Genomic DNA, 24,566 nt, shown 5'->3' on the forward strand with positions numbered 1-24,566 from the left:
TACAAATATTTTACTGTATTTATAAGGAAAAAAGAATATAAAATGGTAAATTGTCGGAAAATATACATTTTTAGAAAAAAAGACACAATATTGTCGTTTTTATATTGGAGATCATCAGAAAATTATTTAAATTGTTAATTGTAAGAATGAAAACAGATGAGAATGGCCACGTACGTACGTATATCGCACCGAATGATGCTAGTGCAACGTATAATTATGATCAAACAGGGAAACTATCGGATTTAGCTATTGCAACACCAAAGCAAATGCTACTATTAGAGAAATATGAGTATGACAAAACAGGAAAACGTACGAAGATTAAACATGAAAGTCCTGATGGGAAAATAACGGAAACAAATTATGTATATGATCCAATTAATCAATTATTAAAAGAATCTACACCAAATGGAACAGTTAGAGACTACACGTATGATGGATTTGGCAATCGTACGAGCGTGAAAGTAACAGAAAATGGAAAAGAAACAAAATCAGTAATCGCAACATTTAACGAAGGAAATCAACTTCTAAAATTCGGAAACGAATCGTTAACGTATGACGCAAATGGTAACCGTACATCTGATGGGAAATACACATACACATGGAACGAAGCAGACCAACTTGTTGCTGTAACGAAAAAAGGGGAAGGCAAACCGTTCGCAACATATAAATACGACAACGAAAACCGTCGTATTGAAAAGAACGTAAACGGAAAAGTCCTCCGTCAATACGTTTACAATAAAGACGGCGTCCGCCTAGCAATGAAAATACAAGATCAATCGGTATACTACCACTACAACCCGCGCGGTGACGTAATAGCAATGACCGACAAAGATGGACAAATAGTCGCAAGCTATGAATATGATGCATGGGATAACGTATTAAAAAGCGAAGCAAAAGGAATCGCAGCGGACAATCCATTCGGATATAAGGAGAAAATATGGATAAATATATTGAAATACACAAACCTGCAACGGAAAAAAACGAATATTTTCTAGTATTAGATGAGCATGATAATTTTGAAAATGATAAAATTTTGAATTTGTTATCAACAATTAATAGATATATAGTTGATGTTGATACAAGCATGGAACAATTTATGGAAACAATGATGTCGAAATTTCATTTATATCTTTTAGTGAATTGTGAAGGGGTTCAAGAAGAATTAACAAAGGTGCAAAATTATATTTGGGAAAAAGAATTAAAAGAGTTAAACTGGAAAAAGTCGATCGTAAAGAGCGCAATTTTAATAAACCAGTATGATCCTGCAACTGATATTTTCGATGTGATTTCTCCTGTATGTATGGAGGGAAGCCTCATGTTCCTTTTCTCTGAAAAGGAAGTAAACGAAAATGAGTTAGAGAGTATCATAAAGTATATGAAATTTGATCGGACAAGAGTATATTTCAATAAAGAAACAATTGAACTGGCGGGGGAAATGGGTTATATAGTAGGGCATTTTGAAGATGAGTATTATATAGTATCTTTACGTTCGGAAAAGCAAGTATTTGTTTGCTATGCAGAAGAATGTATCATAGGCTAGAATACAAGCAATAAAACATGAAATAAAAAAAGCACAGTCTTATCTTTTTAAATAAGACCGTGCTTTTTTAGTTTCCCCGCTCAAATATAAGAGAAAATGTATCGTTTAATTCACTATCATTTATTTTAATATTTGCCTTTTTTAATTCGTCTTGTAATAGTTTTTGACTGAATGTAGGGTCAGCGATACGTTCTTCTTCTAAGTTTTTACGAATGGAGTCTTTCACTTCATCATAAGGCTTTAAATCCTTTTTATCAGTTAATTTAATAATGTGATAGCCGTTCGTTGATTTGACGGGATTGCTAATTTCGCCAACTTTTAGTTTGTAGGCAGCTGTTTCAAATTCAGGCGCCATTGTACCTGAATTAAAGTATCCGAGGTCTCCGCCTTTTTCTTTTGATAGTAGATCTTGTGATTCTTGTTTTGCTAATTCTTCAAATGAAGCACCAGCGTCTAGTTTTTTCTTTATTTCTTTCGCTGCATTTTCATCGCTTACTAAAATGTGACTCGCTTTAATTTCTGGTTTATAGTGGTCTTTCACGTCTTTTTCTGTAACGCTTTTCTTAACCGCTTCATGCAGAGCGAGTTTGAACTTCATTTGATTTTTGAAATCAGCCTCATCTTTTAAACGATTGTTTTCTAAAAATCCTTTGAATTGGTCTCCAAATTGATTTTTTACTTTTTGGACCTCGTTATCTACATCATCGTCAGATACTTTATATTTTTTCGTAATAACGTCGTATGCCATCATTTCGTATAGCATGTCTTTTCCGTAACGATCTTTCAATTGTTTTTCGAAGTCGCTCTTCGTAATGGTTGAGTCTGTTGCTGTAGCGACTGTAGCTGAGCCATTCTTTTGTCCGCAAGCAGAAAGCATTAATATACTTATTAGTGCAGTAATAATGAAAATATGTTTCCCTCTCATGCTAACACCTCATCCGAATATGTTATCGCTATTGTAGAATATAGAAGTGAACATGAAGTGAATTTTTAATGTTTTTTCCTGTGAAATGTAAAAAAAGTACATCAACAATTATGTTGATGTACGATGGGATCAAAGGTGATCAGTCTTCTTGGAATATGCGCGCTTGCCCTGCTGAATATTTTTTTGCTCTTGCTCATTTTTTTGCGTGCGTTTTGCATTATTATCGCGAGCTTTTTTGTCGTTATCACTCGTATGTGGCATATGTATCAACTCCATTTCTAAACGTTGTACGTTTATCATTTCCTTTTTCGTAAAGACTATGTATAGCGGTGCATTTATGAAGGGTAAAGGTGGATTAGAGATGGATTTGAAGTTGAATTATACCGAACTTATTAAGAAATTAATCGTTGTAATTATCGCAGGTTTATTAAATGCGATTGGAATGAATTTGTTTTTAACACCAGCGAAAGTGTACGCGAGTGGCTTTGCTGGATTGTCTCAATTACTATCACAAATATTAGGTGATTTTTTATCTATTCATATATCTACAGGGGTGTTGTTTAGTTTATTTAATATTCCTGTCGTTATTTTAGCGTGGAAAAAGGTTGGGAAGGCTTTTACGTTTTTTAGTTTTCTATGCGTTATATTTATGACCTTGTTTTTAGAAATTATCCCAGTTCGAGCGGTTTCGAACGATATTATACTAAATGCAATTTTTGGCGGCATTATTTCAGCGATTGGGGTAGGGGTTGCGTTAAAATGGGGTGCTTCTACAGGTGGTTTAGATATCATTGCGATGATTTTATCTAAGATAAAAGATAAACCTGTCGGTACATACTTTTTCTTTTTTAATGCAATTATTATTATCGCTGCGGGTTATGTGTATGGGTGGGAGAAAGCGTTATATACGTTAGTAACTTTATATGTATCAACGAGAATTATTGATGCCATCCATACTCGCCATGTGAAAATAACAGCGTTAATCGTTACGAAAAATGGTGCAGACGTACGAAAGGCGATTCACTCACGATTAGTGAGAGGGATTACAACTATACCTGCAACAGGTGCTTACACAAATGAAAATAAGGAAATGTTAATGATGGTTATTACTCGTTACGAGTTGTACGAATTAGAAAGGGTTATTAAACAAGTAGACCCAGGTGCGTTCACAAATATACTGCAAACGGTCGGGGTATTCGGATTGTTTCGAAAAGATTAAAGAGGACCAAAGCTGGTCCTCTTTTTTAATGCAAATTCGTAATGTTTTGCAACTGCTCCTGCATCTCGCGTAGCTGAACTTTCTCAGCAGTTGAAGAGTTTGCGTAAGCGGATTGCAAAGCGTTTTTTGCTGTATATACGAGATCTTGTTGTTCAGCGCCGCTTGAACAAGATACGGCATTTGCAACAGCATCTCTAGCTTGTTGGAATAGTAAGTTCCCCATTTAAACCCCTCCAAAAGAAGAGTTACTTCTCGCTTTTTCTGCCTCAGCTAATGTACCTCTGTACGGGAATCTTGCATCATGCTTCATAACAGCATCGGCTCCTTGTTGGATAAAACGTTTTGATTTGTTCTTTTTACCCATTCGAAAAACCCCCTTTATTTAGCTGAAAACAATTGACGCGTTAACTCGGCGTCTAATTATAGTATGAGCGTTTGGCGAGAAACTATAAGCAGGGAATTTTTAGATTACAATCCAAGAACCTCTTCTAAATATAGAGCGATGCCATCTTCTTCATTTGTTAATGTCGTATGATTGGCGAGTGATTTTAATTCAGGTATTGCATTACCCATTGCGATACCGTGACCAGCAAATTCAATCATTTCAAAATCATTATCTTCATCACCGAAAGCGATAATGCGCTCTTTTGGAATGTTGTAATGACTAGAAATTTTTTGCAATCCGACCGCTTTATTTAATCCACTTTTTACAATTTCAATAATTGGCCAAGGTGCGCCCCATTTTCTATGATCGATCACTTCAGCGTGCATATCAGTTAAATGTTGACGAATTGCAACGGAATGATCATCGTGTGCGTCAATTAATAAACAAGTCGGATGGTCGTTTAAAATATTTAATAAATCTCCTGTGAAAATCTTTGGAGAACCAAATTCGAAAATGTGTTTTTTATCTTCATCAATTTCACGAACGTACACATCATCCATCACTTCAGCGTATATATTTTTTACGCCGAAATCAAAGCAAGCTCGGACAATTTCTTGGGCTGTTGCTAGCTCAAGTGGAGAGTGATGTGTGCCCCAATTTGAATCAAGAGGGTGATGCACGTAAGCACCATTAAAGTTTACAATCGGTGTATTAAGATTAAGTTCTTTATAATAATCAAAACTAGCACGGAATGGACGTCCTGTTGAAATGACGACGATATGCCCTTGTTCCTTTGCTTTTGTAATTGTCTGTTTCGTTCGAGTGGAAATTATTTTGTTGTCTGTTAATAAAGTGCCGTCTAAGTCTAATGCGATTAAATGTTGTTTACTCATAATTTCACCTCTTATAATAATTTTTTGTATCTATCTGTATTTCCGTTTTTAATATGCAGAAATAAGAGGTTAGACTGGGTGAGACCACCATAGATGGAAAGTTCACTATATATCCATCTTACGTCGCAAAGTACGGTGGTGTCTACTATTTCTCGTTGGAAATCAAGAAAAGTCAATATTTTTTTAGAAAGTTCAAACAATGTTTCTTTCATTATGTACAAATTGTGAAAAGGGTTACATTGCCCGTATGAGGAGGCTTATAATAAACATGTAATCTTCTCGTATATGTTTGACTCTCCTTTGAAGCTAGCCTACAGGTAGGTTGGTTTCTTTTTTTTCTACAAGTAAGGAAGTAATCCCTGCTTAAGCTTGTGTAATTATATATATTGTAAATCGGTGAACTGTAGTACTTGTTTCCTAAACATGACAGAAAAGCTTTCTTTTAAAATGGATATACTAATGAGGCAAGACGTCATGGAAGGAGAATGAAGATGGGACAAAATCGCAGGTTTCGTTCTGGACAAAAAGCGCCAAATGATGGCGTTTACGTAGAAATTGGTGAAACGGGAAGTATGGTAAAAAATCCGCAAATGGTACAATTAACTGCCGGTGAAAAGTTTCCAGATAACACGAATCATAACCGTCAGTGGACATATAAAAGAAAACCGTAACAGAAGCCGCAATCTTTATTGCGGCTTTTTTTTGTTACATAATATAATTTCATTTACTGTACTTTTTTAAGTAGCATAATGAATGCTCCCTTTTTCTTTTTCCAATAATAAGTTTGAAAATACATAGGCAAATTTATTGTATAAAAAAGTAAGTTGGCGTATAATCAAATCAAAGGTCAAAGAAAGTCAAACTTTTGGAGGGCTGTAAAGATGGACTTAAATCAAATGACAACGAAAACACAAGAGGCGATTATGAGTGCCCAATCTTTAGCGGTATCTCATCATCACCAAGAGGTGGATACTGTTCATCTATTACTTGCATTATTAGAGGAGCAAGATGGATTAGCAGTACGTATATTTCAAAAAATGAATGTTGATATAGAAGCATTGAAGCAAGATGTAGAAAATGTAATTAAAAAGAAACCTTCTGTAACGGGAAGCGGAGCAGAAGTTGGGAAATTGTATATAACAAGCAATCTGCAGCAACTGCTTGTAAGAGCAGGGAAAGAAGCAGAAAAACTGCAGGATGATTACATTTCAGTAGAACATGTATTGCTTGCTTTTTCTGAAGAAAAAGGCGATATCAATCATTTATTTACAAGATTGCATATTACGAAAGATAACTTATTACAGTCTTTAATGACAGTTCGGGGGAATCAAAGAGTGACTAGTCAAAATCCAGAAGCAACTTATGAAGCGTTAGAAAAATATGGCCGTGATTTAGTGGCGGAAGTGAGAGCAGGGAAAATTGATCCTGTTATCGGACGAGATAGTGAAATTCGCCGCGTTATTCGCATTCTTTCACGTAAAACGAAAAACAACCCTGTTTTAATTGGTGAGCCAGGTGTTGGTAAAACAGCAATTGTTGAAGGATTAGCACAGCGTATCGTGAAAAAAGATGTACCAGAAGGGTTAAAAGATAGAACAATCTTTGCATTAGATATGAGTGCACTTGTAGCCGGAGCAAAATTCCGTGGTGAATTTGAAGAGCGCCTGCAAGCTGTATTAAATGAAATTAAAAAGAGTGAAGGCCGTATTTTATTATTCATTGATGAACTTCATACAATCGTCGGTGCTGGTAAAACAGAAGGTGCGATGGACGCAGGGAATATGTTAAAACCGATGCTTGCTCGTGGTGAACTGCATTGTATCGGGGCAACGACATTAGATGAATATCGTAAATATATTGAGAAAGACCCAGCGTTAGAAAGACGTTTCCAACAAGTATTAGCAGAGGAACCGACTGTTGAAGATACAATCTCCATTTTACGTGGTTTAAAAGAGCGTTTTGAAATTTATCACGGTGTAAATATTCATGACCGCGCGATTGTAGCAGCATCTGTTTTATCAGATCGATATATTTCAGATCGCTTCTTACCGGATAAAGCAATTGACCTTGTTGACGAAGCGTGCGCAACAATTCGTACAGAAATTGATTCTATGCCAACAGAATTAGATGAAGTAACGCGCCGTATTATGCAGCTGGAAATTGAAGAAGCCGCTCTTGGAAAAGAGAAGGACTTTGGTAGCCAAGAACGTCTAAAAACATTGCAACGTGAATTATCGGATTTAAAAGAAGTTGCAAGTAGCATGAGAGCGAAATGGGAGAAAGAAAAAGAAGATATTCACAAAGTTCGTGACTTACGTGAACATTTAGAGCGTCTGCGCCGTGAATTAGGAGAAGCAGAAGGTAATTACGATTTAAATAAAGCAGCTGAACTTCGTCACGGAAAAATTCCTGCAATTGAAAAAGAGTTAAAAGAAGCAGAAGAAATGGGCGCGAATAATAAACAAGAAAACCGTTTATTACGTGAGGAAGTAAGTGAAGAAGAGATTGCTGATATTGTTTCACGCTGGACTGGCATTCCTGTCGCAAAACTCGTTGAAGGTGAACGTGAGAAATTATTACGATTAGAGCAAATTTTATCAGAGCGTGTCATCGGACAAGAGGAAGCGGTAAGCTTAGTATCAGATGCAGTTCTTCGTGCGCGGGCTGGTATTAAAGACCCGAATCGTCCGATTGGTTCTTTCATTTTCCTAGGACCAACTGGTGTTGGTAAAACAGAGCTTGCAAAAACGTTAGCACAGTCTTTATTCGATAGTGAAGAGCAAATGATTCGTATCGACATGTCTGAGTACATGGAGAAACATGCTGTGTCACGCTTAATTGGTGCACCTCCTGGATATGTTGGATATGAAGAGGGCGGTCAATTAACGGAAGCAGTAAGACGTAAACCGTATTCCGTTATTTTGTTAGACGAAATCGAAAAAGCGCATCCAGAAGTATTCAACATTTTATTACAAATGTTAGATGATGGACGCATTACAGATTCGCAAGGACGTACAGTAGACTTTAAAAACACGGTTATTATTATGACTTCAAATATTGGATCTGCTCATTTATTAGATGGATTAGAAGCAGATGGTTCCATTAAAGAGGAATCAAGAGAACTTGTCATGGGACAATTAAGAGGACATTTCCGACCAGAGTTTTTAAATCGTGTCGATGAAATTATTTTATTCAAGCCTCTTACAACGAATGAAATTAAAGGTATTGTTGATAAAATTGTAAAAGAATTACAAGGTCGTTTAGCTGACCGTCATATTACGGTAGAATTAACAGACGCAGCGAAAGAATTTGTTGTAGAAGCTGGATTTGATCCGATGTACGGAGCTCGTCCGTTAAAACGATATGTGCAGCGTCAAGTTGAGACGAAATTAGCGAGAGAATTAATTGCAGGCACAATTACGGATAATAGTCACGTAGTTGTTGATGTAGAAAATAACGAATTAGTTGTTCATGTGAAATGAAAATAAAAAAGAGTTCGGATAAAATCCGGACTCTTTTTAGTGTTGTTCTACTGGCTCGTTTGGAATTGCAGCTGAAATCGCTAATACTAATACCGCAAGAACAACTGAGAAAATAGACGCTTGGTTAAAATCGTATGTACCGCCAGTCATAGAGCCGATTACGTAGCTCATCATATGTACAAGCGCGAACGACCAAATTAATGCCCAAATGAAACGCATATTTTACACCTCTATTCGTTCAATCTGTCCTTATTGTAACACAATTGAAAAAAGAATATAGAAAAATATTTGTAGATTTTTCAACGCAAATTTGCATTCCGTTCATACATTATAAAAGAGTGGTTTTATACGTTTAGAAAATAAGGCGGGGGAAAAATGAGTATTACGGAACGTTTTTTTTACTTAGAAAAAGAACCATGTGTCATTTATTTACCGGAGAAGCCAAATGGGTTTTCAGTTATGCTCCTCGGTGATTACAACTACTTTATTGAGAATGGTACAAGTTTATGGACACAGCATGCGGGAAGATCTTATTTTTTACATGGCCTTATTGAGGAAGGCTACACGGTCTTTTCTTCTAATTTATATGGAAGACACTGGGGGAATGACCAATCTGTTCGTCTAGCGAAACGTTTATATGATGTTGTTTTGAGAAAAGAGACATTAAATACGAAAATGCACATTATGGCAGATGGTATGGGTGCGCTTGTAGCGCTTGAAATGATGAACAAATACCCTGAAAGTATACGTTCTGTCATTATGTTAAATCCGTGTTTAGATTTGCCAGAATATGTGGAGTTCGAAAAAGAGCATAAGTTTTTTTACAAAAGATTAGTGAAGGAATTAAGTTTGGCGTACGATTCCAAAGAAGAAGAATTAGAATCAAAAATAAATAAGAAATCATTTACGCTTCTTCCGTCTTGTGTACCTGTTAAAATTTTCGTATCAACACAAGAAAAAAGAGGAAGAAAACAATTGTTACGTAAATACGAGAAAATGAGGCAATTCAATCAATGTGATACTTCTGTCTTATTCCATCTCCAAGATGTGAAATATAAAATGGTTAGACAAACAACGGATTTCTTTAAAAAATATGAAGAAGAATTGTGAGGCTCCCATATACATAAATGAGGAGCTATTTGTTTCAAGGGGAAAGGGTTGGTGGTATGGAACGCGTGCTGATTATAGGTGCACTTACGTTTGTAGGTTATCACCTTGTGAATAAAATGATTGCAGAAGAAGTAGAAGTGTATGGTCTTGATTTTGATGAATACGATAGTATGACAAAAATTAATGAAGAGAAGTTATTGTTAATTGGGCGAAACGCTTTATTTACGTACTATCCAATAAGAGATGAAGATGGATGGAGATCAGTAGAGGAAGAGAATTTCGATGCAGTTTACTTTTGTTTGTGTGAACCAAACCAGCAAAATGGCTTTCGGAATGAAAGAGTCATATTACAATATTTAAAGCGGATTATAAAAATGTGTGAAGAAAATAAAGTAAAGCTAAATCTAATTTCTTCTATTGAGGTAGGATGCACAGGGGAATCCGAAAATAAACGCCTATTTTCTAAAGTAGAAGAAGGGTTAAAAAAAGGGGAATTACAATATAGTGTATTTCGAGTTCCTACATTATATGGTCCGTGGCAACCATCCTTTATGATGTATCATCAGCTCATTTTATCAGAACTGGATGAGAAAGAGTGCCGTTGTACGAGTGAGGAAAAAGGAAGCGATTTACTTTACATTGAAGATGTATGCGAATACTTATGGGGAAATGGAACGAACGGAGAGCATCTCGGTATATACAATTTACTTAGTGGTAAACGGTCGTTATGGGAAAAAGGGATGAATCTTTTACGTGCAGATGATAAAGTGAATAAAAATAATAAGGAAGAAAGAGATGAAGCGGCCGAGGATATTCCGATAAAAAGAAATACCCCGTTAGAATACGGTTTAAATAAACAATTGGCACATATGAAAAAATATAAAGAGTTATACGAAGGATAGTGCACGTGTTACACTATTGTATGGATTATGAATTGAAAGTTTTAATGGAGAGGAAGAGTATAATATGAACGAAAAAAGCATGCAATTTTTACAAATCGCAATGAAGCATTTACCAGAAGCAAAGGCAATTTTAGATTCGAATGGAATTGAGCTTGATATGGAGAAGGCACAACCAGTGTTAGAGTTATTAATGAAAGTTATGAATGAAGCATATGAGCTTGGGAAAGCAGACAAAGAATAAAACCCTTCTTTTTGAGGGGAGAGGGGCTCGAACCGTGAGTAGAAGCGGTTCGGGTCTTTTTATATTTCGAGCGAAGTAAGGGGAAGAATAGGGGAAGGTATGTTTTCGTTGTTTTTACTGAAAAATAAAGAGAATAAAACGCTAGCTTTCTATTTTAGCTGAAATATATTCTAGACAAAAGTAAATTTATGTTTTAAAATTAGTACCAAGTCATAATAATTGATATAAAACGGAGGGCTGCGATGTGAACGTGGGCATTTTAGGGATCGGAAGATATGTGCCAGAAAAAGTAGTCACAAATCACGATTTAGAGAAAGTAATGGATACATCCGATGAATGGATTCGTACGAGAACGGGAATTGCAGAAAGACGCATTGCCGATGAGACAATAGATACTTCATATATGGCCGTAGAGGCTTCTAAAAAAGCACTTGAAGATGCAGGGATTAGCGGAGAGGATATCGATCTTATTTTAGTGGCAACAGTAACGCCAGATCGTGCTTTTCCAGCAGTAGCTTGTGTGATTCAAGAGGCAATTGGAGCGAAACACGCAGCGGCAATGGATTTAAGTGCAGCGTGTGCTGGTTTTATGTACGGAATGATTACAGCACAGCAATTTATTCAAACTGGAACTTATAAAAATGTATTAGTAGTTGGTAGTGATAAACTATCTAAAATTGTAGACTGGAATGATCGAAACACAGCAGTACTATTTGGAGACGGAGCTGGTGCTATCGTAATGGGAGCTGTTTCAGAAGGAAGAGGCGTTTTATCTTTCGAATTAGGAGCAGACGGAAGTGGCGGCAAGCATCTTTATCAAGACGAGTATGTTATGATGAATGGCAGAGAAGTCTTTAAATTTGCTGTTCGTCAACTTGGAGATTCTTGTCTGCGTGTGTTAGATAAAGCTGGTCTTACGAAAGAGGATGTGGATTTCTTAGTACCACATCAAGCGAATATTCGTATTATGGAATCTGCGAGAGAGAGATTAAATTTACCACAAGAAAAAATGAGTATGACAATTGAAAAGTTCGGTAATACATCAGCTTCTTCCATTCCAATTGCAATGGTAGAGGAATTGCAAAATGGACGTATTCAAGACGGTGATTTAATTATACTTGTTGGTTTCGGCGGTGGATTAACATGGGGAGCAGTAGCTCTTCGTTGGGGTAAATAAGGATTGAGAGAAAAAAGGAGTGTATTTTGTATGGAAAAAAAGAGGGTCGTAATTACAGGACTAGGAGCTGTTACACCGATCGGAACAGATGTTGAAACAGCTTGGGAAAACATAAAAAAGGGTGTATCTGGAATCGGGCGACTTACAAGAATTGATCCGGAACTATTTCCAGCAAAAGTAGCAGCAGAAATTAACGACTTTGAAGTCGAGAAATATATTGATAAAAAAGAAGCGCGCCGTATGGATCGCTTTACACAATATGCAGTAGCAGCAGCGAAAATGGCAGTTGCGGATGCAAAGCTTGAAATTACAGAAGAAAACGGACCTCGAATTGGTGTATGGATTGGTTCTGGTATTGGTGGTATGGAAACATACGAAGAACAATTTAAGATTTTTACTGAGAAGGGTCCACGCCGCGTGAGTCCATTCTTCGTACCGATGATGATTCCAGACATGGCAGCAGGTCAAGTATCTATTGCGACTGGAGCGAAAGGAATTAACACTTGTTCTGTAACGGCTTGTGCATCTGGTGCAAACTCAATTGGTGATGCATTTAAAGCAATTCAGCGCGGTGATGCGGATGCAATGATTACAGGTGGAGCAGAAGCACCGTTAACAAGTATGGCATTCGCAGGATTTAGTTCAGCGAAAGCATTAACATTTAATGAAGATCCAGCAACTGCTTGCCGCCCATTTGATAAAAATCGTAGCGGTTTCGTAATGGGTGAAGGTTCAGGGATTCTAATTCTTGAAGAATTAGAGCATGCATTAGCACGTGGTGCTCACATTTATGCGGAAATCGCTGGTTATGGCGCAACTGGAGATGCATTCCATATTACAATGCCTGCTCCTGGCGGTGAAGGCGGAGTGCGTGCAATGCGTCAAGCTTTAGCGGATGCAGGTCTAGAGCCAGAAGATATCGATTACATTAATGCACATGGTACAAGTACCGATGCAAATGAAAAATACGAAACGATGGCAATTAAAGAAACTTTCGGTGAGCATGCATATAAAGTAGCCATTAGCTCAACGAAATCTATGACAGGTCACTTACTAGGTGCAGCTGGTGCTGTTGAAGCGATCTTCTCTATTAAATCAATTACGGACGGAGTAATTCCTCCAACAATTAACTATGAAACACCAGATCCAGAATGTGACTTAGATTACGTACCGAATAAAGCGAGACAGCAAGAAGTAAAAGCTGTATTAAGTAACTCACTAGGGTTCGGCGGTCATAACGCAGTATTAGTATTTAAATCGTATAAATAATAGATGAAATAAGGTGTTTTTTCGTAATAAACTACGAAAAAACACCTTATTTATTTTTACGCCTTTTTCTTCTTTTGCATATACATAAGAAAAAGGGGGGATAAAGATGGGGGTTGTTGAAACAGCCGAGTGGTTACATCTATATTATGGACGGCCAGAAAAGCTTTGTGAGAAATTTACGAAGTATATTCCACTGCCAAAAGAAAGGTTGTATCGCTTTTTAATTTCTAAAGGTATGTATCGCCCAGTAATGCGAGGAGAACGTGAAATTAAAGAATTAGAGAAAAAAGAAATTTGGAAAGAGTTACGTATGGAGTATGATAAATTGAAAAATTGGTTAAAAGGTCCGGATGTCCCTATCTTTATTTTATTATCAGATTCGTATAATCGAACTGTACAAGAAGAGTATAACGGAAAAGCTGGATTATCTATGCGTCACGTTATTTTCTTATTCGTATGTGGACGGAATTCGGTGGAAGAATTAAAAGTGTTATTGGCACATGAATATCACCACATATGCAGGTTACATCAAATTGAGACGAAAGAAACAGAGTATACGTTACTTGATACGATGATTATGGAAGGGTTAGCTGAGCAAGCAGTAACGGAAAGATATACAGAAAAAAATAATGCACCGTGGACGAAATATCTTTCAAAAGAAGAGGCGATTTATTATTGGCAAAACGTTGTTCAAGAAAGAATAAGTATAAAACGAGGAACGAGGGAGCATGACGTATTATTAAACGGACTTCATTCTTATCCGAAAATGCTTGGTTATGCGCTTGGATTTCACATTGTAAAAGATTGTGTAGCGTTTGAAGGGGAAGATACACTGTCTTTATTACCTATAGATGCGAAAGAAATATTGAGTAAAGCAAATACATTTCGTATTCCATGAAAAACAGGAGGTCTATCTCCTGTTTTTTTAGATATTATAGAAGGAAAAATAATAATTAGAATATATTTCCTTAAGTGGAATAAAGTTAAGCGAAAATGAACATAATGATTGGTACAAACAGTAGTGAAGTGAGGGATAGAGAATGTTATATCTACATGATGTATGGGTAAATTGGTTTGAAGGTGAAGAAAATGGGTATAACGTTTGTCATTTTTACGAATGGCGGAAAGATGATACGATTGAACTATTAGATCAAGTGCCATTATTAAAAGTAGATGCCACATTATATCATTACATCGAGAACGAATTGTTAGAGCTTCCGCAAAAGTTGTTGGAAGACGTACATCATAAGGCTTATATTCGTAAAAATCATGAACGTTTGCAGCAAGAGTATTGCTTTGTTGTTACAGATGGAAAAGGAATTATTGCGATTGATACAATTGGTTACAATGTACCAATTAGAAAAAGTAGACTTATACCTCGCCAAGAGCAGATGGTATATGAGATGGTGGAAAACGTACAAGCAGAAAAGTATGAGTTCCAAGTAGAGGAAACAGAAAAGGAACATCATATTTTATCACCATCGCCTTTCATTATGAATGGCTTAACTCGTAAAGAGAGACAGCTAAAACAATTATTATTTATGGCGTTAGATCAATTACATACAACGAAAAACACAGCGGAAATTCGCTATTGGTACACAGAATGGGATCCGTCAGCATATGGAACGGTCCAAGATATGGAATTTGAAGATATTTGGGCAAGACTATATGATGAAGCGAAATCAGGCTGGTCTGAGAAGCACGAACAATTATGCGAGCGCCTTGTAAAAGGACAGCCGTTTTTTGAAAAGTTATGGGAAATGGAAAATGAGCAAAAGGTAAATTAAAAAACCGCCAATTGGCGGTTTTTTAATTTGATGAAATCCAGCTTCAGCGGCAAGAATGTTCGGTGGCTTCGCGCCTTCCTGCGAGGCAAAAAGCGCCTCTACGTCAGGAGCTCCATCCCCCTCACATTCTAAACGAGCCGCCTCCGCTTTATATATTATCTACGCTTTCTGCTTAGTCCCATTGCGTTTTCTACTTTGCGTAGTTGTTTGAATGCAACGCGGTTTGCTTTTTCGGCACCTTTGTCTAGAATTTCGTCTAGTTCTGGGGAGCTGATTAGTTCGTTATATTTGTCTTGGATTGGGCGAATTGCTTCTACGACTACTTGTGCTAAGTCACCTTTGAAGTCGCCGTATCCTTTTCCTTCGTACATTGCTTCTATTTCTTCAACTGTTTTTCCTGAGAATGAAGAGTAAATTGTTAATAGGTTAGAGATTCCAGGTTTATTTTCTTTATCGAATTTCACGATACCTTCTGAATCTGTTACAGCACTTTTAATTTTCTTTTCAATTGTTTTTGGTTCATCAAGCATACTGATCATTGATTTTGGATTCGGATCAGATTTACTCATTTTTTTCGTAGGTTCTGTTAATGACATAACGCGAGCTCCTACTTTTGGAATACGAATTTCAGGAACTATGAACACTTCACGGAAGCGTTTGTTGAAACGCTCTGCTAGATCACGTGTTAATTCCATATGTTGTTTTTGGTCATCACCAACAGGTACGATTTCTGTGTTATAAAGTAAAATATCAGCAGCCATTAATGGTGGATACGTAAGTAATCCAGCTGGAACTGAATCTCTACCTGAAGCTTTATCTTTATATTGTGTCATACGCTCTAATTCTCCAACGTAAGCAACAGATTGCATGATCCATCCTAGTTGAGCGTGTGCAGGTACTTCTGATTGTACAAATAAAGTAGCTTTTTCAGGATCGATGCCGCATGCTACATAAAGTGCAGCAAGACTACGAATGTTTTTGCGAAGTTGTATAGGATCTTGAGGTACTGTAATGGCATGTTGGTTTACAATACAGAAATAGCAATCGTGTTCGTTTTGAAGCTCTGTAAATTGCTTCATAGCCCCTAAATAGTTTCCAAGTGTAATCGTTCCGCTTGGCTGAATACCAGAAAAGATAACTGACATAATTATTTCCTCCTAAATTTGAATGCGTGATAGGGAAGAGAAGGCAAACAAAAAAGCCCATTCATCCCAAAAAACTATAGGGACGAATGGACCGCGGTACCACCCTAATTATTTCACTACTGTGAAATCTCTCTAATCCATAGTAACGTCTGGATATAACGCCAAGGCCTACTACTTTCGGTTCGGTTTGGTGCTCAAAAGCCCATTCCACATTGTACAATTACTTGTTCACACCAGCCACAAGCTCTCTGAAATTGTTTCAATATGTACTCTTCTTTATCATCGCATACATATAAATTTATTTATTGTTAACTGAGCTCTTTTAATATGAAAGAACTAAAGTTTTATAACAAAATGTTTTGCTGATAATTATATCATATGGGATAGTGTTTGCAAACTACATCAAAATAGTAAAGCTAATGAGAGTCGAGAACGCTCCGAGTATGATACCTGTAATACAAATAGGATATGTCCATTTGAATGAATATGTTTTATAAATACGTTCTTTCTTATTCACCGGTTCCTCGGATTCTTCAATTAACGAGTCTATTTTTTTGTTCGTACCAAATACTCTCTGGAAAGCGTAAAGAGTTACATTGAAAAATCCATTTTGAAATATGAATAAAAAACCACCTATCAGAATAAAAAATAGCGCGATATAAAACGAAATGTTGACAAAGTTCAACAAAAATTGAGATGAAATGAGGAATGCACCAATACTAGAAGCAATCATCGCTATAAAAATTAGTATACAAGTATGAAAAAAAACTTTATTCAAAATATTCCCCTCCGTCAAAATATTACTAGAATTATTATACTATAAAAGCTATAATAAGTACTAGAAATAATTTTTTGAAAATTATACGCAATTAAAGGTCTGATTTTAAGATGATGGTAGCAATGTTAACGTATCCCTTTACGAAAAATTAAAAATATAAACATTTTATTAAAAATTTTAACAAAAAAACAAAAAACTATATTCACAATCGTCGTATTATATGTATAATGAAAATTGTAGAAACTTGGAGATTATTCTTTCAATTCTACTTTTTAACAAGTGAGGGTACAGGAAGTGCAATTAGGGGAGGCAACACAACATGAAGAAAAAGATACCGTTATTACTTGCATCAACTTTAACTGCAAGTATGTTGCTTGGCGCGTGTAGCTACCAAAAAGATGACGCAAAAGCAAAAGGGAAAGAGAACGCTACGAGTAGTAGTAACGGAAAACAGATTCTTAATTTAACAGAGTTATCTGAAATTCCGTCAATGGATGCATCATTAGCATCTGACTCTTCATCTTCTACAGCATTAAATAATACGATGGAAGGTTTATATCGTATTGGCAAAGATCAAAAGAGAATGCCTGGCGTTGCAGAAGATGTCGAAAAGCTAGATGATGGGAAGAAATACATATTTAAATTAAGAAAAGATGCGAAATGGTCAAATGGGGAACCTGTAACAGCTAAAGACTTTGTGTATTCATGGAAAAGAGCCGTAAATCCAGATACAAAAGCAACGTATTCGTACATTATGTTCGATATTAAAAATGCAGAGAAAATTCATAAAAAAGAATTACCTGCTGACCAATTAGGTGTAAAAGCGATTGATGATTATACATTAGAAGTGGAATTAGACAATCCCGTTCCTTACTTTATCGATTTAACAGTTTATCCAGTATTTTACCCGCTAAATGAAAACTTTGTAAAAGCACAAGGTGATAAGTTTGGTTTAGAGGCAAATACAACATTATATAACGGTCCATTCGTTATGAGTGATTGGAAACATGAACAAAGTTTCCAATTCAAGAAGAATCCTTCATATTGGGATAATAAAACGGTTAAAATCGAAGAAATCAACTTTAATATTGTAAAAAATACAGCAACTGATGTAAATTTATATGAGACAAACGCGATTGATCGTGCGGCTTTAACGTCTGAATTTGTTGATAAGTTTAGACAAAGCCCAGAGTTCCAAACAAGAAAAGAAGCAGGGGTTGCTTACTTAAGATTTAATCAAAGTAATCAGTACTTAAGTAATAAAAACTTAAGAAAAGCAATTTCAATGTCCTTTGACCGTGATAACATTGCGAAAGTTATTTTAAATAACGGTGCAATTGGAGCTTACGGATTTGTTGGAAAAGATTTCGCTGAAGGTCCGAATAAAAAAGATTTCCGAGCTGAAAATGGAAAGCTAGTTGAAACAAATCCAAAAGAAGCGAAAAAGCTTTGGGAAACAGCGAAGAAAGAGCTTGGAACTGATAAAATCGAACTAGAATTCTTAAACTTTGATAATGAAGATGCTAAAAAAGTTGGTGAATTCTTAAAAGGTGAGATAGAAAAGAACTTACCAGGTTTATCAATTAAAATTAAACAGCAACCATTCGCACAAAAAAATAAATTAGAAGATTCTCAGCAATATGATATTGCGTTTGGTATTTGGGGACCAGATTTCCCAGATCCAATCTCATATTTAGATATGTTTGTTACGAATGGTTCTCAAAATAAAACAGGGTATTCTAATCAGAAGTATGATGAGTTAATCCTAAAAGCTAAAACAGATACAAAAGATTTACAAGCTCGCTGGAACAACCTTCTAGAAGTAGAGAAGATGTTAATTAAAGAGGATGCAGTTATCACTCCAATCTTCCAAAAAGGTTCAGCGTATGTAGTAAAAGGTGCCGTAAAAAATATTATCCCAATTAACTATGGTGGTAAATTAACTTACAAATGGGCATCTGTTGAACAAAAATAATCTTTTTTTCCATCGTTTACAAGGGTATATGCCTATGATGGGCATATGCTCTTATTTTAAAAAAATAAAAGTAAGAATATTTTAAACTATCTTATTGCTTTTGAGAAAAACGGGGAGGTGCTTGACTATGGGACGTTATGTATTAAAACGTTTCGTGTACATGGCTTTGACATTATTTTTAATTACTACACTGACTTTCTTTTTGATGAAATTACTTCCGGGTTCTCCGCTTAAAAACCAGGAGAAGCTATCACCGGCACAAAAAGAAATCATTCTTGAAAAATACGGATTAAATGATCCGGTACCAGTTCAATACGCACGTTACTTAGGTAACTTAGCAAAAGGTGATTTAGGGGTATCATTCCAATATGATAACCGCCCAGTAACAGACATGATTGTGGATCGTATTGGACCATCAGCCCAATTAGGTTTACAAGCGATTATATTAGGGACATTTATCGGTTTAATTTTAGGTATTGTTGCCGCACTTCGTAATAATACGTGGGTGGATTATAGTGCAACAGTTATTTCGGTACTCGGAATGTCGGTACCATCATTCGTATTCGCCGCATTACTACAATATTTCGTAGGGGTAAAACTTGGTTGGTTCCCGGTAGCATTCTGGAAAGGACCAGAGTTTACTGTAATGCCTACAATTGCATTATCGATGGGGGTTATCGCAACAATCGCACGTTTCTCTCGTGCAGAATTAATTGAAGTTATGCAGTCAGACTATATTTTAACAGCGAAAGCAAAAGGAATTAGTCAAGGCGTTATCATTGTAAAACACGCACTTCGTAACGCGTTAATTCCAGTTGTAACAATTTTAGGACCAATGGTTGCGGCATTAATTACAGGAACACTTGTTATCGAGCAAATTTATGCTGTACCAGGACTTGGGGAACAATTCGTTAAATCGATTACTTTAAATGACTATACAGTTATTATGGGAACTACGATTTTCTATAGTGCAATCTTCATTTTAGTTATTTTCATTGTCGATATTTTATACGGAATTATTGATCCTCGTATTCGTTTAGCGGGAGGGAAAAAATGATGAAAGATGTACAAAAATTATCTCCAGATTTATTTCAACAAGCCAATCAAAATAATGTTGATAATGAAGTCATTGCCCGTCCAAGCTTAACGTTTTGGCAAGATGTAAGAAGACGTTTGTTCCAACATAAAGGTGCGATGCTTGGCCTTGTATTATTAGTAATCATTGCGCTATTAGCGATTTTTGGACCGATGGTAAGTAAACACTCGTATAAAGAGCAAGATTTAGGTCGTGCGAAATTACCACCAAAAATTCCAGTTATTGAAAATGTTCATTGGTTACCATTTGACGGTACAGATCAATATGGTGTTGACCAATATGAAAAACGTGATATTAAAGAGTACTTCTGGTTTGGTACAGATGATCTTGGCCGTGACTTATGGACAAGAACATGGGAAGGTACACGCGTATCATTATATATCGCTCTTTTAGCAGCAGCAATTGACTTAGTAATTGGGGTTGCATACGGAGGTATTTCAGCATTCTACGGCGGTAGAGTAGATAATATTATGCAACGTATTATGGAGATTATTAACGGTATTCCATACTTAATCATCGTTATTTTAATGGTAATCATTATGGGATCTGGTATTTGGTCAATCACACTCGCGATGGCGATTACAGGTTGGATAGGGATGTCGCGGATTGTTCGTGGACAAATCCTAAAGTTAAAAAACCAAGAATATGTATTAGCATCTCGTACATTAGGTGCAACAAATACACAATTAATTGTGAAACATTTAATTCCAAACGTAATGGGACCTATTATCGTAATGACAATGTTCACAATTCCATCAGCGGTGTTTGGTGAAGCGTTCTTAAGTTTCATTGGTTTAGGAATTCAGCCACCATTCGCGTCACTTGGTTCTCTTGTAAATGATGGTTATAAATCTATTCAAACGTATCCACACATGATGTTCATCCCTGCGGTTGTCATCAGTATGTTAATTCTAGCATTCAACTTAATGGCAGATGGATTACGCGATGCGTTAGATCCAAAAATGCGTAAGTAAACGAGGAGGGAGAAGTAAAAATGAAAACATTGTTAGAGGTAAAAGATTTACAAGTCTCCTTTGATACACATGCAGGTGAAGTACAAGCAGTGCGCGGAGTTACTTTTGATTTGAAAAAAGGGGAAACATTAGCGATTGTAGGAGAGTCTGGTTCTGGGAAATCAGTTACTTCTAAAGCGCTAATGGGGTTAATCCCAAATCCTCCAGGCCGTATTAAAAATGGAGAGATTGTATTTGACGGTCGTGATTTAACGAAATTAACGGAAAAAGAAATGCAGCAAGTTCGTGGTAAAGATATCGCAATGATTTTCCAAGATCCAATGACATCATTAAATCCAACGATGACAATTGGGAATCAAATTATGGAAGGTCTTATTAAACACCAAGGGATGAGTAGAGGAGACGCACGTAAAGTTGCGTTAGAATTAATCGACCTTGTAGGTATTCCAAATCCAGAAGCACGTTTAAAACAATATCCTCACCAATTCTCAGGTGGTATGAGACAGCGTGTAGTTATTGCGATGGCGTTAGCTTGTAACCCGAAATTATTAATTGCCGATGAGCCGACAACAGCGCTAGACGTTACGATTCAGGCGCAAATTTTAGAGCTTATGAAAGACATTCAGCAAAAGACAGAAGCAGCAATCATTTTCATTACGCATGACTTAGGTGTAGTAGCAAACGTTGCTGACCGAGTTGCGGTTATGTATGCTGGTAAAGTTGTTGAAATTGGAACTGTAGATGAAATTTTCTACAACCCAAAACATCCGTACACATGGGGCTTAATCGCATCTATGCCAAGCTTAGATGGATCAGAGGAAGAGCTATATGCGATTCCAGGAACGCCTCCTGACTTATTAAAACCGCCAAAGGGTGATGCTTTTGCACCACGTAACCCACAGGCGCTGAAAATTGATTTTGAAATGGAACCACCTTTATTTAAAGTAAGTGATACACACTATGCGGCAACTTGGTTACTTCACGAGCAAGCACCAGAAGTAAAACCGCCGGCAGTTGTTGAAAAACGTATTCTTCAAATGAAAGCAGGTGAACAACATGACTAAACAACGTGAGAAATTAATTGAAGTAAAAAATGTAAAACAACACTTCGACGTGAGTGGTGGTGTTGTCAAAGCGGTTAATGATATTTCATTTGATATTTTCCGCGGAGAAACATTCGGGCTTGTAGGAGAATCTGGTTGTGGTAAATCAACAACTGGAAGAACGATTATTCGTTTATATGATGCAACTGCTGGTGAAGTGTTGTTCGATGGTGAAAACGTACATGGTAAGAAATCACGCGCAGAACTGAAGAAGTTCAACCGTAAAATGCAAATGATTTTCCAAGATCCATATGCATCATTAAACCCTCGTATGACAGTAGGGGATATTATTGCAGAAGGTATTGATATTCACGGATTAGCAAAAAGTAAAAAAGAACGTATGGACCGTGTTCATGAACTGTTAAACACAGTTGGTTTAAATAAAGAACACGCAAACCGTTTCCCGCACGAATTCTCGGGTGGACAACGTCAACGTATCGGTATCGCTCGTGCGCTTGCTGTAGAACCTGAATTTATCATTGCCGATGAGCCAATCTCAGCACTTGACGTATCGATCCAGGCGCAAGTTGTAAACTTACTGAAACAGTTACAAAAAGAAAAAGGTTTAACATACTTATTCATTGCCCATGATTTATCAATGGTAAAATACATTAGTGACCGCATCGGCGTAATGTATCGTGGTCAAATCGTTGAGCTAACAACAAGTGATGAGTTATATGCGAATCCAATTCATCCATATACAAAATCACTATTATCAGCGATTCCGCTTCCAGATCCAGATTATGAGCGCAATCGTAAACGTATCGTATACGATCCATCGCAGCATGATTATGGTAATGAAGCACCAACAATGCGTGAAATTCGCCCAGGACATTTCGTATTATGTTCTGAAGCAGAGTATAAGAAATATAAAGAGATTTATCAATAAAAAAAAGGTCATTCTTCCGTTACGGAAGAATGACCTTTTTTACTATATTTGTCGATAAGTCGATATATTTAAAGAATCATCGATATAAGGTGCATTTATCAATAAATGCACCTTAATCAAAGAAGTGTTACTGCGCCTGAACAGAAACATTCTCTGCTTGCTCATCATTCGGCTTAACAAGTGCGTAACTTTCCCATGCTCTACTTCTCCAGCGGAAGAACATAATAATTGCCCGCGTCCATTCATCGATAGCAATCGCTAGCCAAATACCAACGAGTCCCATATCTAAATGGAAGGCGAAAAAGTAACCGAGTGGCAAACTCATTAACACCATAGAGAACGCACCAATTAAAACTGGATATTTTGCATCACCGGCTGCACGAAGGGAATTAATGATGACGATGTTCATCGTACGTCCTGTTTCGAGTAGTACACTTAGTAAAAGAACGCTTGCCCCTAGAGCGATAATATGAGGATTATCAGTAAATACCCCCATTAATTGTGTGCGGAATGTAATAACGAGAGCGACCATAAATAAAGTCACACCAATTGCCCATTGTACACTTTTCCATACACGTGTGTATGCTTCATCTTTTTCATTTCCGCCAACTAGGCGTCCCACAATAATAGCTGTTCCCATACCGATTGCAATTGCGAATAAATAAGTAAACATGGAAATGTTAGTAGCATATTGTCTAGCAGCTAACGATTCTGTTCCTAAGTAAGTTGCGTAGTACAGGAAGACAATTTGGCAAGCTTGATACATGACTTGTTCAAAAGCAGATGGAATGCCAATTTTTAAAATTTTCCCCACGTATTCTTTTGATAAGGTGAAGTAATATTGTAATTTTACACGGTATTCCATAACGCGGTATAGTAACCAGAAGAACACAATCAGTGCCAGTAGTCGACTGACAGCAGAAGAAATCGCGGCCCCTTGTACACCAAGTTCAGGGAAACCGAACTTCCCGAAAATAAGTACGTAGTTTCCGGCGATATGAATAATATTCATTCCAAGCGAAACAAACATTGCTTGCTTTGTAAAGCCGTGAACGCGGATAATTGCGGCTAACGAGTTAATAATAGCTTGAAGGAAAATGGCTCCTCCGACGATGGATAAATAGCTTTGTGCATACGTTAGTACATCGCCTTGTAAATTCATTGCCATCATCATATGTTTTGAAAATAAAAGAAAACCAGCACTTATAACGAGTCCGACCACTAAATTTAATGTGACGGCTAATGCTGATATTTTAGATGCTTCCATAAAACGTTTGGAACCGAGGTATTGAGATACGACGATCGCAGCGCCATTCCCGATTACTTCTAGTACCAAAATAGCGATATGAAGATATTGATTCGCTGCACCAACCCCAGATACAGCATCGTCTGATAATGCACTTAACATGAAAGTATCAGCGATCCCCATCAACATAAAAAGAAAAACTTCTAGAAAAATAGGCCATGTTAATAAGAATAAACTTAATTTTTCTGTCGGCCCGTTTTTTGAGTGAATTGCTGTCATGTCCGTCCCCTCTTTACCGATATCTATTTTTAGCAAAGTGTATCGTAACATACTTTCTTATCCTTTGCACTCATTTTAACCTGCATATTTTTAATATGAAGAGACCTTCATTTTATGCTAAAAAGAGAAGGATAATTATACAAAAAATATT

Annotated in this window: 25 protein-coding genes, 1 pseudogene and 1 other annotated feature; of the genes and pseudogenes, 17 read left to right on the top strand and 9 right to left on the bottom strand. The window is 36.7% G+C overall.

The annotated features are described in order from the left end of the window. Positions 1–143 precede the first annotated feature (143 nt). A pseudogene (locus JDS98_RS13220) lies at positions 144–926 on the top strand (RHS repeat domain-containing protein); the annotation flags it as partial. 11 nt (positions 927–937) lie between these two features. Continuing rightward, positions 938–1,540, top strand: a complete 603-nt coding sequence (locus tag JDS98_RS13225; RefSeq protein ID WP_016108001.1) for a hypothetical protein — start codon at positions 938–940, stop codon at positions 1,538–1,540. A gap of 67 nt (positions 1,541–1,607) precedes the next feature. Here the strand turns inward: JDS98_RS13225 and prsA are convergent, their stop codons facing one another. Next, positions 1,608–2,465 carry a peptidylprolyl isomerase PrsA gene (prsA, locus tag JDS98_RS13230; protein ID WP_001214219.1) on the bottom strand — a complete coding sequence of 286 codons (858 nt, stop codon included), beginning with the start codon at positions 2,463–2,465 and terminating at the stop codon, positions 1,608–1,610. Between the two features lie 129 nt (positions 2,466–2,594). After that, positions 2,595–2,726 (bottom strand): DUF3941 domain-containing protein, encoded by a 132-nt coding sequence (locus JDS98_RS13235; protein ID WP_001120851.1) that lies wholly within the window; start codon positions 2,724–2,726, stop codon positions 2,595–2,597. 100 nt (positions 2,727–2,826) lie between these two features. Between JDS98_RS13235 and JDS98_RS13240 the strand changes: the two genes are divergently transcribed. Next, positions 2,827–3,684 (top strand): YitT family protein, encoded by an 858-nt coding sequence (locus JDS98_RS13240; RefSeq protein WP_000364440.1) that lies wholly within the window; start codon positions 2,827–2,829, stop codon positions 3,682–3,684. Between the two features lie 25 nt (positions 3,685–3,709). Here the strand turns inward: JDS98_RS13240 and JDS98_RS13245 are convergent, their stop codons facing one another. The 3 genes from JDS98_RS13245 to JDS98_RS13255 all read right to left on the bottom strand — a co-directional run bounded on the left by JDS98_RS13245 (position 3,710) and on the right by JDS98_RS13255 (position 4,962). Beyond that, entirely contained in the window at positions 3,710–3,907 is a 198-nt protein-coding gene (locus tag JDS98_RS13245) for a DUF3813 domain-containing protein (protein ID WP_000527396.1), read from the bottom strand. Beyond that, positions 3,908–4,048, bottom strand: a complete 141-nt coding sequence (locus JDS98_RS13250) for a hypothetical protein (protein WP_000516816.1) — start codon at positions 4,046–4,048, stop codon at positions 3,908–3,910. It abuts the gene before it with no gap. Positions 4,049–4,152: 104 nt separating this feature from the next. Continuing rightward, a complete protein-coding gene (locus JDS98_RS13255) occupies positions 4,153–4,962 on the bottom strand; it encodes a Cof-type HAD-IIB family hydrolase (RefSeq protein WP_000043171.1) in 810 nt (269 codons plus the stop codon). Positions 4,963–5,453: 491 nt separating this feature from the next. Between JDS98_RS13255 and JDS98_RS13260 the strand changes: the two genes are divergently transcribed. Continuing rightward, positions 5,454–5,633: a YjzC family protein gene (locus JDS98_RS13260; protein ID WP_016082481.1), complete on the top strand. Its 180-nt coding sequence runs from the start codon at positions 5,454–5,456 to the stop codon at positions 5,631–5,633. Positions 5,634–5,843: 210 nt separating this feature from the next. Beyond that, on the top strand, positions 5,844–8,444 hold the full coding sequence (gene clpB, locus JDS98_RS13265) for an ATP-dependent chaperone ClpB (RefSeq protein WP_098911383.1): 2,601 nt from the start codon (positions 5,844–5,846) through the stop codon (positions 8,442–8,444). A 36-nt stretch (positions 8,445–8,480) separates the two neighbouring features. On the opposite strand, the gene JDS98_RS13270 is transcribed toward clpB, so the two are convergent. After that, the gene (locus tag JDS98_RS13270) at positions 8,481–8,663 is read right to left on the bottom strand and encodes a YjzD family protein (protein WP_001211112.1); all 183 of its coding nucleotides are present in this window, start codon (positions 8,661–8,663) and stop codon (positions 8,481–8,483) included. Positions 8,664–8,819: 156 nt separating this feature from the next. Between JDS98_RS13270 and JDS98_RS13275 the strand changes: the two genes are divergently transcribed. The 7 genes from JDS98_RS13275 to JDS98_RS13305 all read left to right on the top strand — a co-directional run bounded on the left by JDS98_RS13275 (position 8,820) and on the right by JDS98_RS13305 (position 14,930). Beyond that, positions 8,820–9,554, top strand: coding sequence for a lipase family protein (locus tag JDS98_RS13275; RefSeq protein ID WP_000028709.1), 735 nt, complete (start codon positions 8,820–8,822; stop codon positions 9,552–9,554). 29 nt (positions 9,555–9,583) lie between these two features. Beyond that, positions 9,584–10,456, top strand: coding sequence for an NAD-dependent epimerase/dehydratase family protein (locus JDS98_RS13280; RefSeq protein ID WP_140158592.1), 873 nt, complete (start codon positions 9,584–9,586; stop codon positions 10,454–10,456). Positions 10,457–10,520: 64 nt separating this feature from the next. Next, positions 10,521–10,697 (top strand): ComZ family protein, encoded by a 177-nt coding sequence (locus tag JDS98_RS13285; protein ID WP_001003338.1) that lies wholly within the window; start codon positions 10,521–10,523, stop codon positions 10,695–10,697. 244 nt (positions 10,698–10,941) lie between these two features. After that, positions 10,942–11,874 carry a beta-ketoacyl-ACP synthase III gene (gene fabH, locus JDS98_RS13290; RefSeq protein ID WP_001100553.1) on the top strand — a complete coding sequence of 311 codons (933 nt, stop codon included), beginning with the start codon at positions 10,942–10,944 and terminating at the stop codon, positions 11,872–11,874. A 30-nt stretch (positions 11,875–11,904) separates the two neighbouring features. Beyond that, positions 11,905–13,143: a beta-ketoacyl-ACP synthase II gene (gene fabF, locus JDS98_RS13295; RefSeq protein WP_000412641.1), complete on the top strand. Its 1,239-nt coding sequence runs from the start codon at positions 11,905–11,907 to the stop codon at positions 13,141–13,143. 106 nt (positions 13,144–13,249) lie between these two features. Continuing rightward, positions 13,250–14,041, top strand: a complete 792-nt coding sequence (locus JDS98_RS13300; protein WP_000539318.1) for a DUF2268 domain-containing putative Zn-dependent protease — start codon at positions 13,250–13,252, stop codon at positions 14,039–14,041. Positions 14,042–14,183: 142 nt separating this feature from the next. After that, entirely contained in the window at positions 14,184–14,930 is a 747-nt protein-coding gene (locus tag JDS98_RS13305; protein WP_098911382.1) for a YjbA family protein, read from the top strand. 155 nt (positions 14,931–15,085) lie between these two features. On the opposite strand, the gene trpS is transcribed toward JDS98_RS13305, so the two are convergent. Both trpS and JDS98_RS13315 read right to left on the bottom strand, forming a co-directional pair. Continuing rightward, positions 15,086–16,075, bottom strand: coding sequence for a tryptophan--tRNA ligase (gene trpS / locus JDS98_RS13310; protein WP_000110979.1), 990 nt, complete (start codon positions 16,073–16,075; stop codon positions 15,086–15,088). Positions 16,076–16,150: 75 nt separating this feature from the next. Then, positions 16,151–16,367, bottom strand: a binding site (T-box leader). A gap of 105 nt (positions 16,368–16,472) precedes the next feature. After that, a complete protein-coding gene (locus JDS98_RS13315; protein ID WP_001045000.1) occupies positions 16,473–16,853 on the bottom strand; it encodes a DUF3899 domain-containing protein in 381 nt (126 codons plus the stop codon). A 319-nt stretch (positions 16,854–17,172) separates the two neighbouring features. Between JDS98_RS13315 and JDS98_RS13320 the strand changes: the two genes are divergently transcribed. The 5 genes from JDS98_RS13320 to JDS98_RS13340 all read left to right on the top strand — a co-directional run bounded on the left by JDS98_RS13320 (position 17,173) and on the right by JDS98_RS13340 (position 22,890). Next, entirely contained in the window at positions 17,173–18,828 is a 1,656-nt protein-coding gene (locus JDS98_RS13320; RefSeq protein ID WP_098911381.1) for a peptide ABC transporter substrate-binding protein, read from the top strand. 127 nt (positions 18,829–18,955) lie between these two features. After that, positions 18,956–19,885, top strand: a complete 930-nt coding sequence (gene opp3b, locus JDS98_RS13325) for an oligopeptide ABC transporter permease (RefSeq protein WP_000534168.1) — start codon at positions 18,956–18,958, stop codon at positions 19,883–19,885. Further along, on the top strand, positions 19,882–20,898 hold the full coding sequence (gene opp3C / locus JDS98_RS13330) for an oligopeptide ABC transporter permease (RefSeq protein WP_000974107.1): 1,017 nt from the start codon (positions 19,882–19,884) through the stop codon (positions 20,896–20,898). Before opp3b ends, opp3C begins: the two co-directional genes overlap by 4 nt. A 20-nt stretch (positions 20,899–20,918) precedes the next feature. Further along, positions 20,919–21,962: an ABC transporter ATP-binding protein gene (locus tag JDS98_RS13335; protein ID WP_000854341.1), complete on the top strand. Its 1,044-nt coding sequence runs from the start codon at positions 20,919–20,921 to the stop codon at positions 21,960–21,962. Further along, entirely contained in the window at positions 21,955–22,890 is a 936-nt protein-coding gene (locus tag JDS98_RS13340; RefSeq protein WP_000166337.1) for an ABC transporter ATP-binding protein, read from the top strand. Before JDS98_RS13335 ends, JDS98_RS13340 begins: the two co-directional genes overlap by 8 nt. A 127-nt stretch (positions 22,891–23,017) precedes the next feature. Here JDS98_RS13340 and JDS98_RS13345 read toward each other — a convergent pair whose 3' ends face one another. After that, complete coding sequence (locus tag JDS98_RS13345; protein ID WP_199633967.1) at positions 23,018–24,466, bottom strand: MATE family efflux transporter; 1,449 nt, start codon at positions 24,464–24,466, stop codon at positions 23,018–23,020. Positions 24,467–24,566: the final 100 nt, after the last annotated feature.

It is taken from the genome of Bacillus cereus group sp. N11 (assembly GCF_016483605.1).
In the GTDB taxonomy this organism is placed as follows: domain Bacteria; phylum Bacillota; class Bacilli; order Bacillales; family Bacillaceae_G; genus Bacillus_A; species Bacillus_A toyonensis.

What these genes read in the sequence shown, in the direction of transcription:
- JDS98_RS13225 (WP_016108001.1), top strand. Translation starts at nt 938, where the DNA reads ATGGATAAATATATTGAAATACACAAACCTGCAACGGAAAAAAACGAA.
- prsA (WP_001214219.1), bottom strand. Translation starts at nt 2,465, where the DNA reads ATGAGAGGGAAACATATTTTCATTATTACTGCACTAATAAGTATATTA.
- JDS98_RS13235 (WP_001120851.1), bottom strand. Translation starts at nt 2,726, where the DNA reads ATGCCACATACGAGTGATAACGACAAAAAAGCTCGCGATAATAATGCA.
- JDS98_RS13240 (WP_000364440.1), top strand. Translation starts at nt 2,827, where the DNA reads ATGGATTTGAAGTTGAATTATACCGAACTTATTAAGAAATTAATCGTT.
- JDS98_RS13245 (WP_000527396.1), bottom strand. Translation starts at nt 3,907, where the DNA reads ATGGGGAACTTACTATTCCAACAAGCTAGAGATGCTGTTGCAAATGCC.
- JDS98_RS13250 (WP_000516816.1), bottom strand. Translation starts at nt 4,048, where the DNA reads ATGGGTAAAAAGAACAAATCAAAACGTTTTATCCAACAAGGAGCCGAT.
- JDS98_RS13255 (WP_000043171.1), bottom strand. Translation starts at nt 4,962, where the DNA reads ATGAGTAAACAACATTTAATCGCATTAGACTTAGACGGCACTTTATTA.
- JDS98_RS13260 (WP_016082481.1), top strand. Translation starts at nt 5,454, where the DNA reads ATGGGACAAAATCGCAGGTTTCGTTCTGGACAAAAAGCGCCAAATGAT.
- clpB (WP_098911383.1), top strand. Translation starts at nt 5,844, where the DNA reads ATGGACTTAAATCAAATGACAACGAAAACACAAGAGGCGATTATGAGT.
- JDS98_RS13270 (WP_001211112.1), bottom strand. Translation starts at nt 8,663, where the DNA reads ATGCGTTTCATTTGGGCATTAATTTGGTCGTTCGCGCTTGTACATATG.
- JDS98_RS13275 (WP_000028709.1), top strand. Translation starts at nt 8,820, where the DNA reads ATGAGTATTACGGAACGTTTTTTTTACTTAGAAAAAGAACCATGTGTC.
- JDS98_RS13285 (WP_001003338.1), top strand. Translation starts at nt 10,521, where the DNA reads ATGAACGAAAAAAGCATGCAATTTTTACAAATCGCAATGAAGCATTTA.
- fabF (WP_000412641.1), top strand. Translation starts at nt 11,905, where the DNA reads ATGGAAAAAAAGAGGGTCGTAATTACAGGACTAGGAGCTGTTACACCG.
- JDS98_RS13300 (WP_000539318.1), top strand. Translation starts at nt 13,250, where the DNA reads ATGGGGGTTGTTGAAACAGCCGAGTGGTTACATCTATATTATGGACGG.
- JDS98_RS13305 (WP_098911382.1), top strand. Translation starts at nt 14,184, where the DNA reads ATGTTATATCTACATGATGTATGGGTAAATTGGTTTGAAGGTGAAGAA.
- trpS (WP_000110979.1), bottom strand. Translation starts at nt 16,075, where the DNA reads ATGTCAGTTATCTTTTCTGGTATTCAGCCAAGCGGAACGATTACACTT.
- JDS98_RS13320 (WP_098911381.1), top strand. Translation starts at nt 17,173, where the DNA reads ATGAAGAAAAAGATACCGTTATTACTTGCATCAACTTTAACTGCAAGT.
- opp3b (WP_000534168.1), top strand. Translation starts at nt 18,956, where the DNA reads ATGGGACGTTATGTATTAAAACGTTTCGTGTACATGGCTTTGACATTA.
- opp3C (WP_000974107.1), top strand. Translation starts at nt 19,882, where the DNA reads ATGATGAAAGATGTACAAAAATTATCTCCAGATTTATTTCAACAAGCC.
- JDS98_RS13335 (WP_000854341.1), top strand. Translation starts at nt 20,919, where the DNA reads ATGAAAACATTGTTAGAGGTAAAAGATTTACAAGTCTCCTTTGATACA.
- JDS98_RS13340 (WP_000166337.1), top strand. Translation starts at nt 21,955, where the DNA reads ATGACTAAACAACGTGAGAAATTAATTGAAGTAAAAAATGTAAAACAA.
- JDS98_RS13345 (WP_199633967.1), bottom strand. Translation starts at nt 24,466, where the DNA reads ATGTTACGATACACTTTGCTAAAAATAGATATCGGTAAAGAGGGGACG.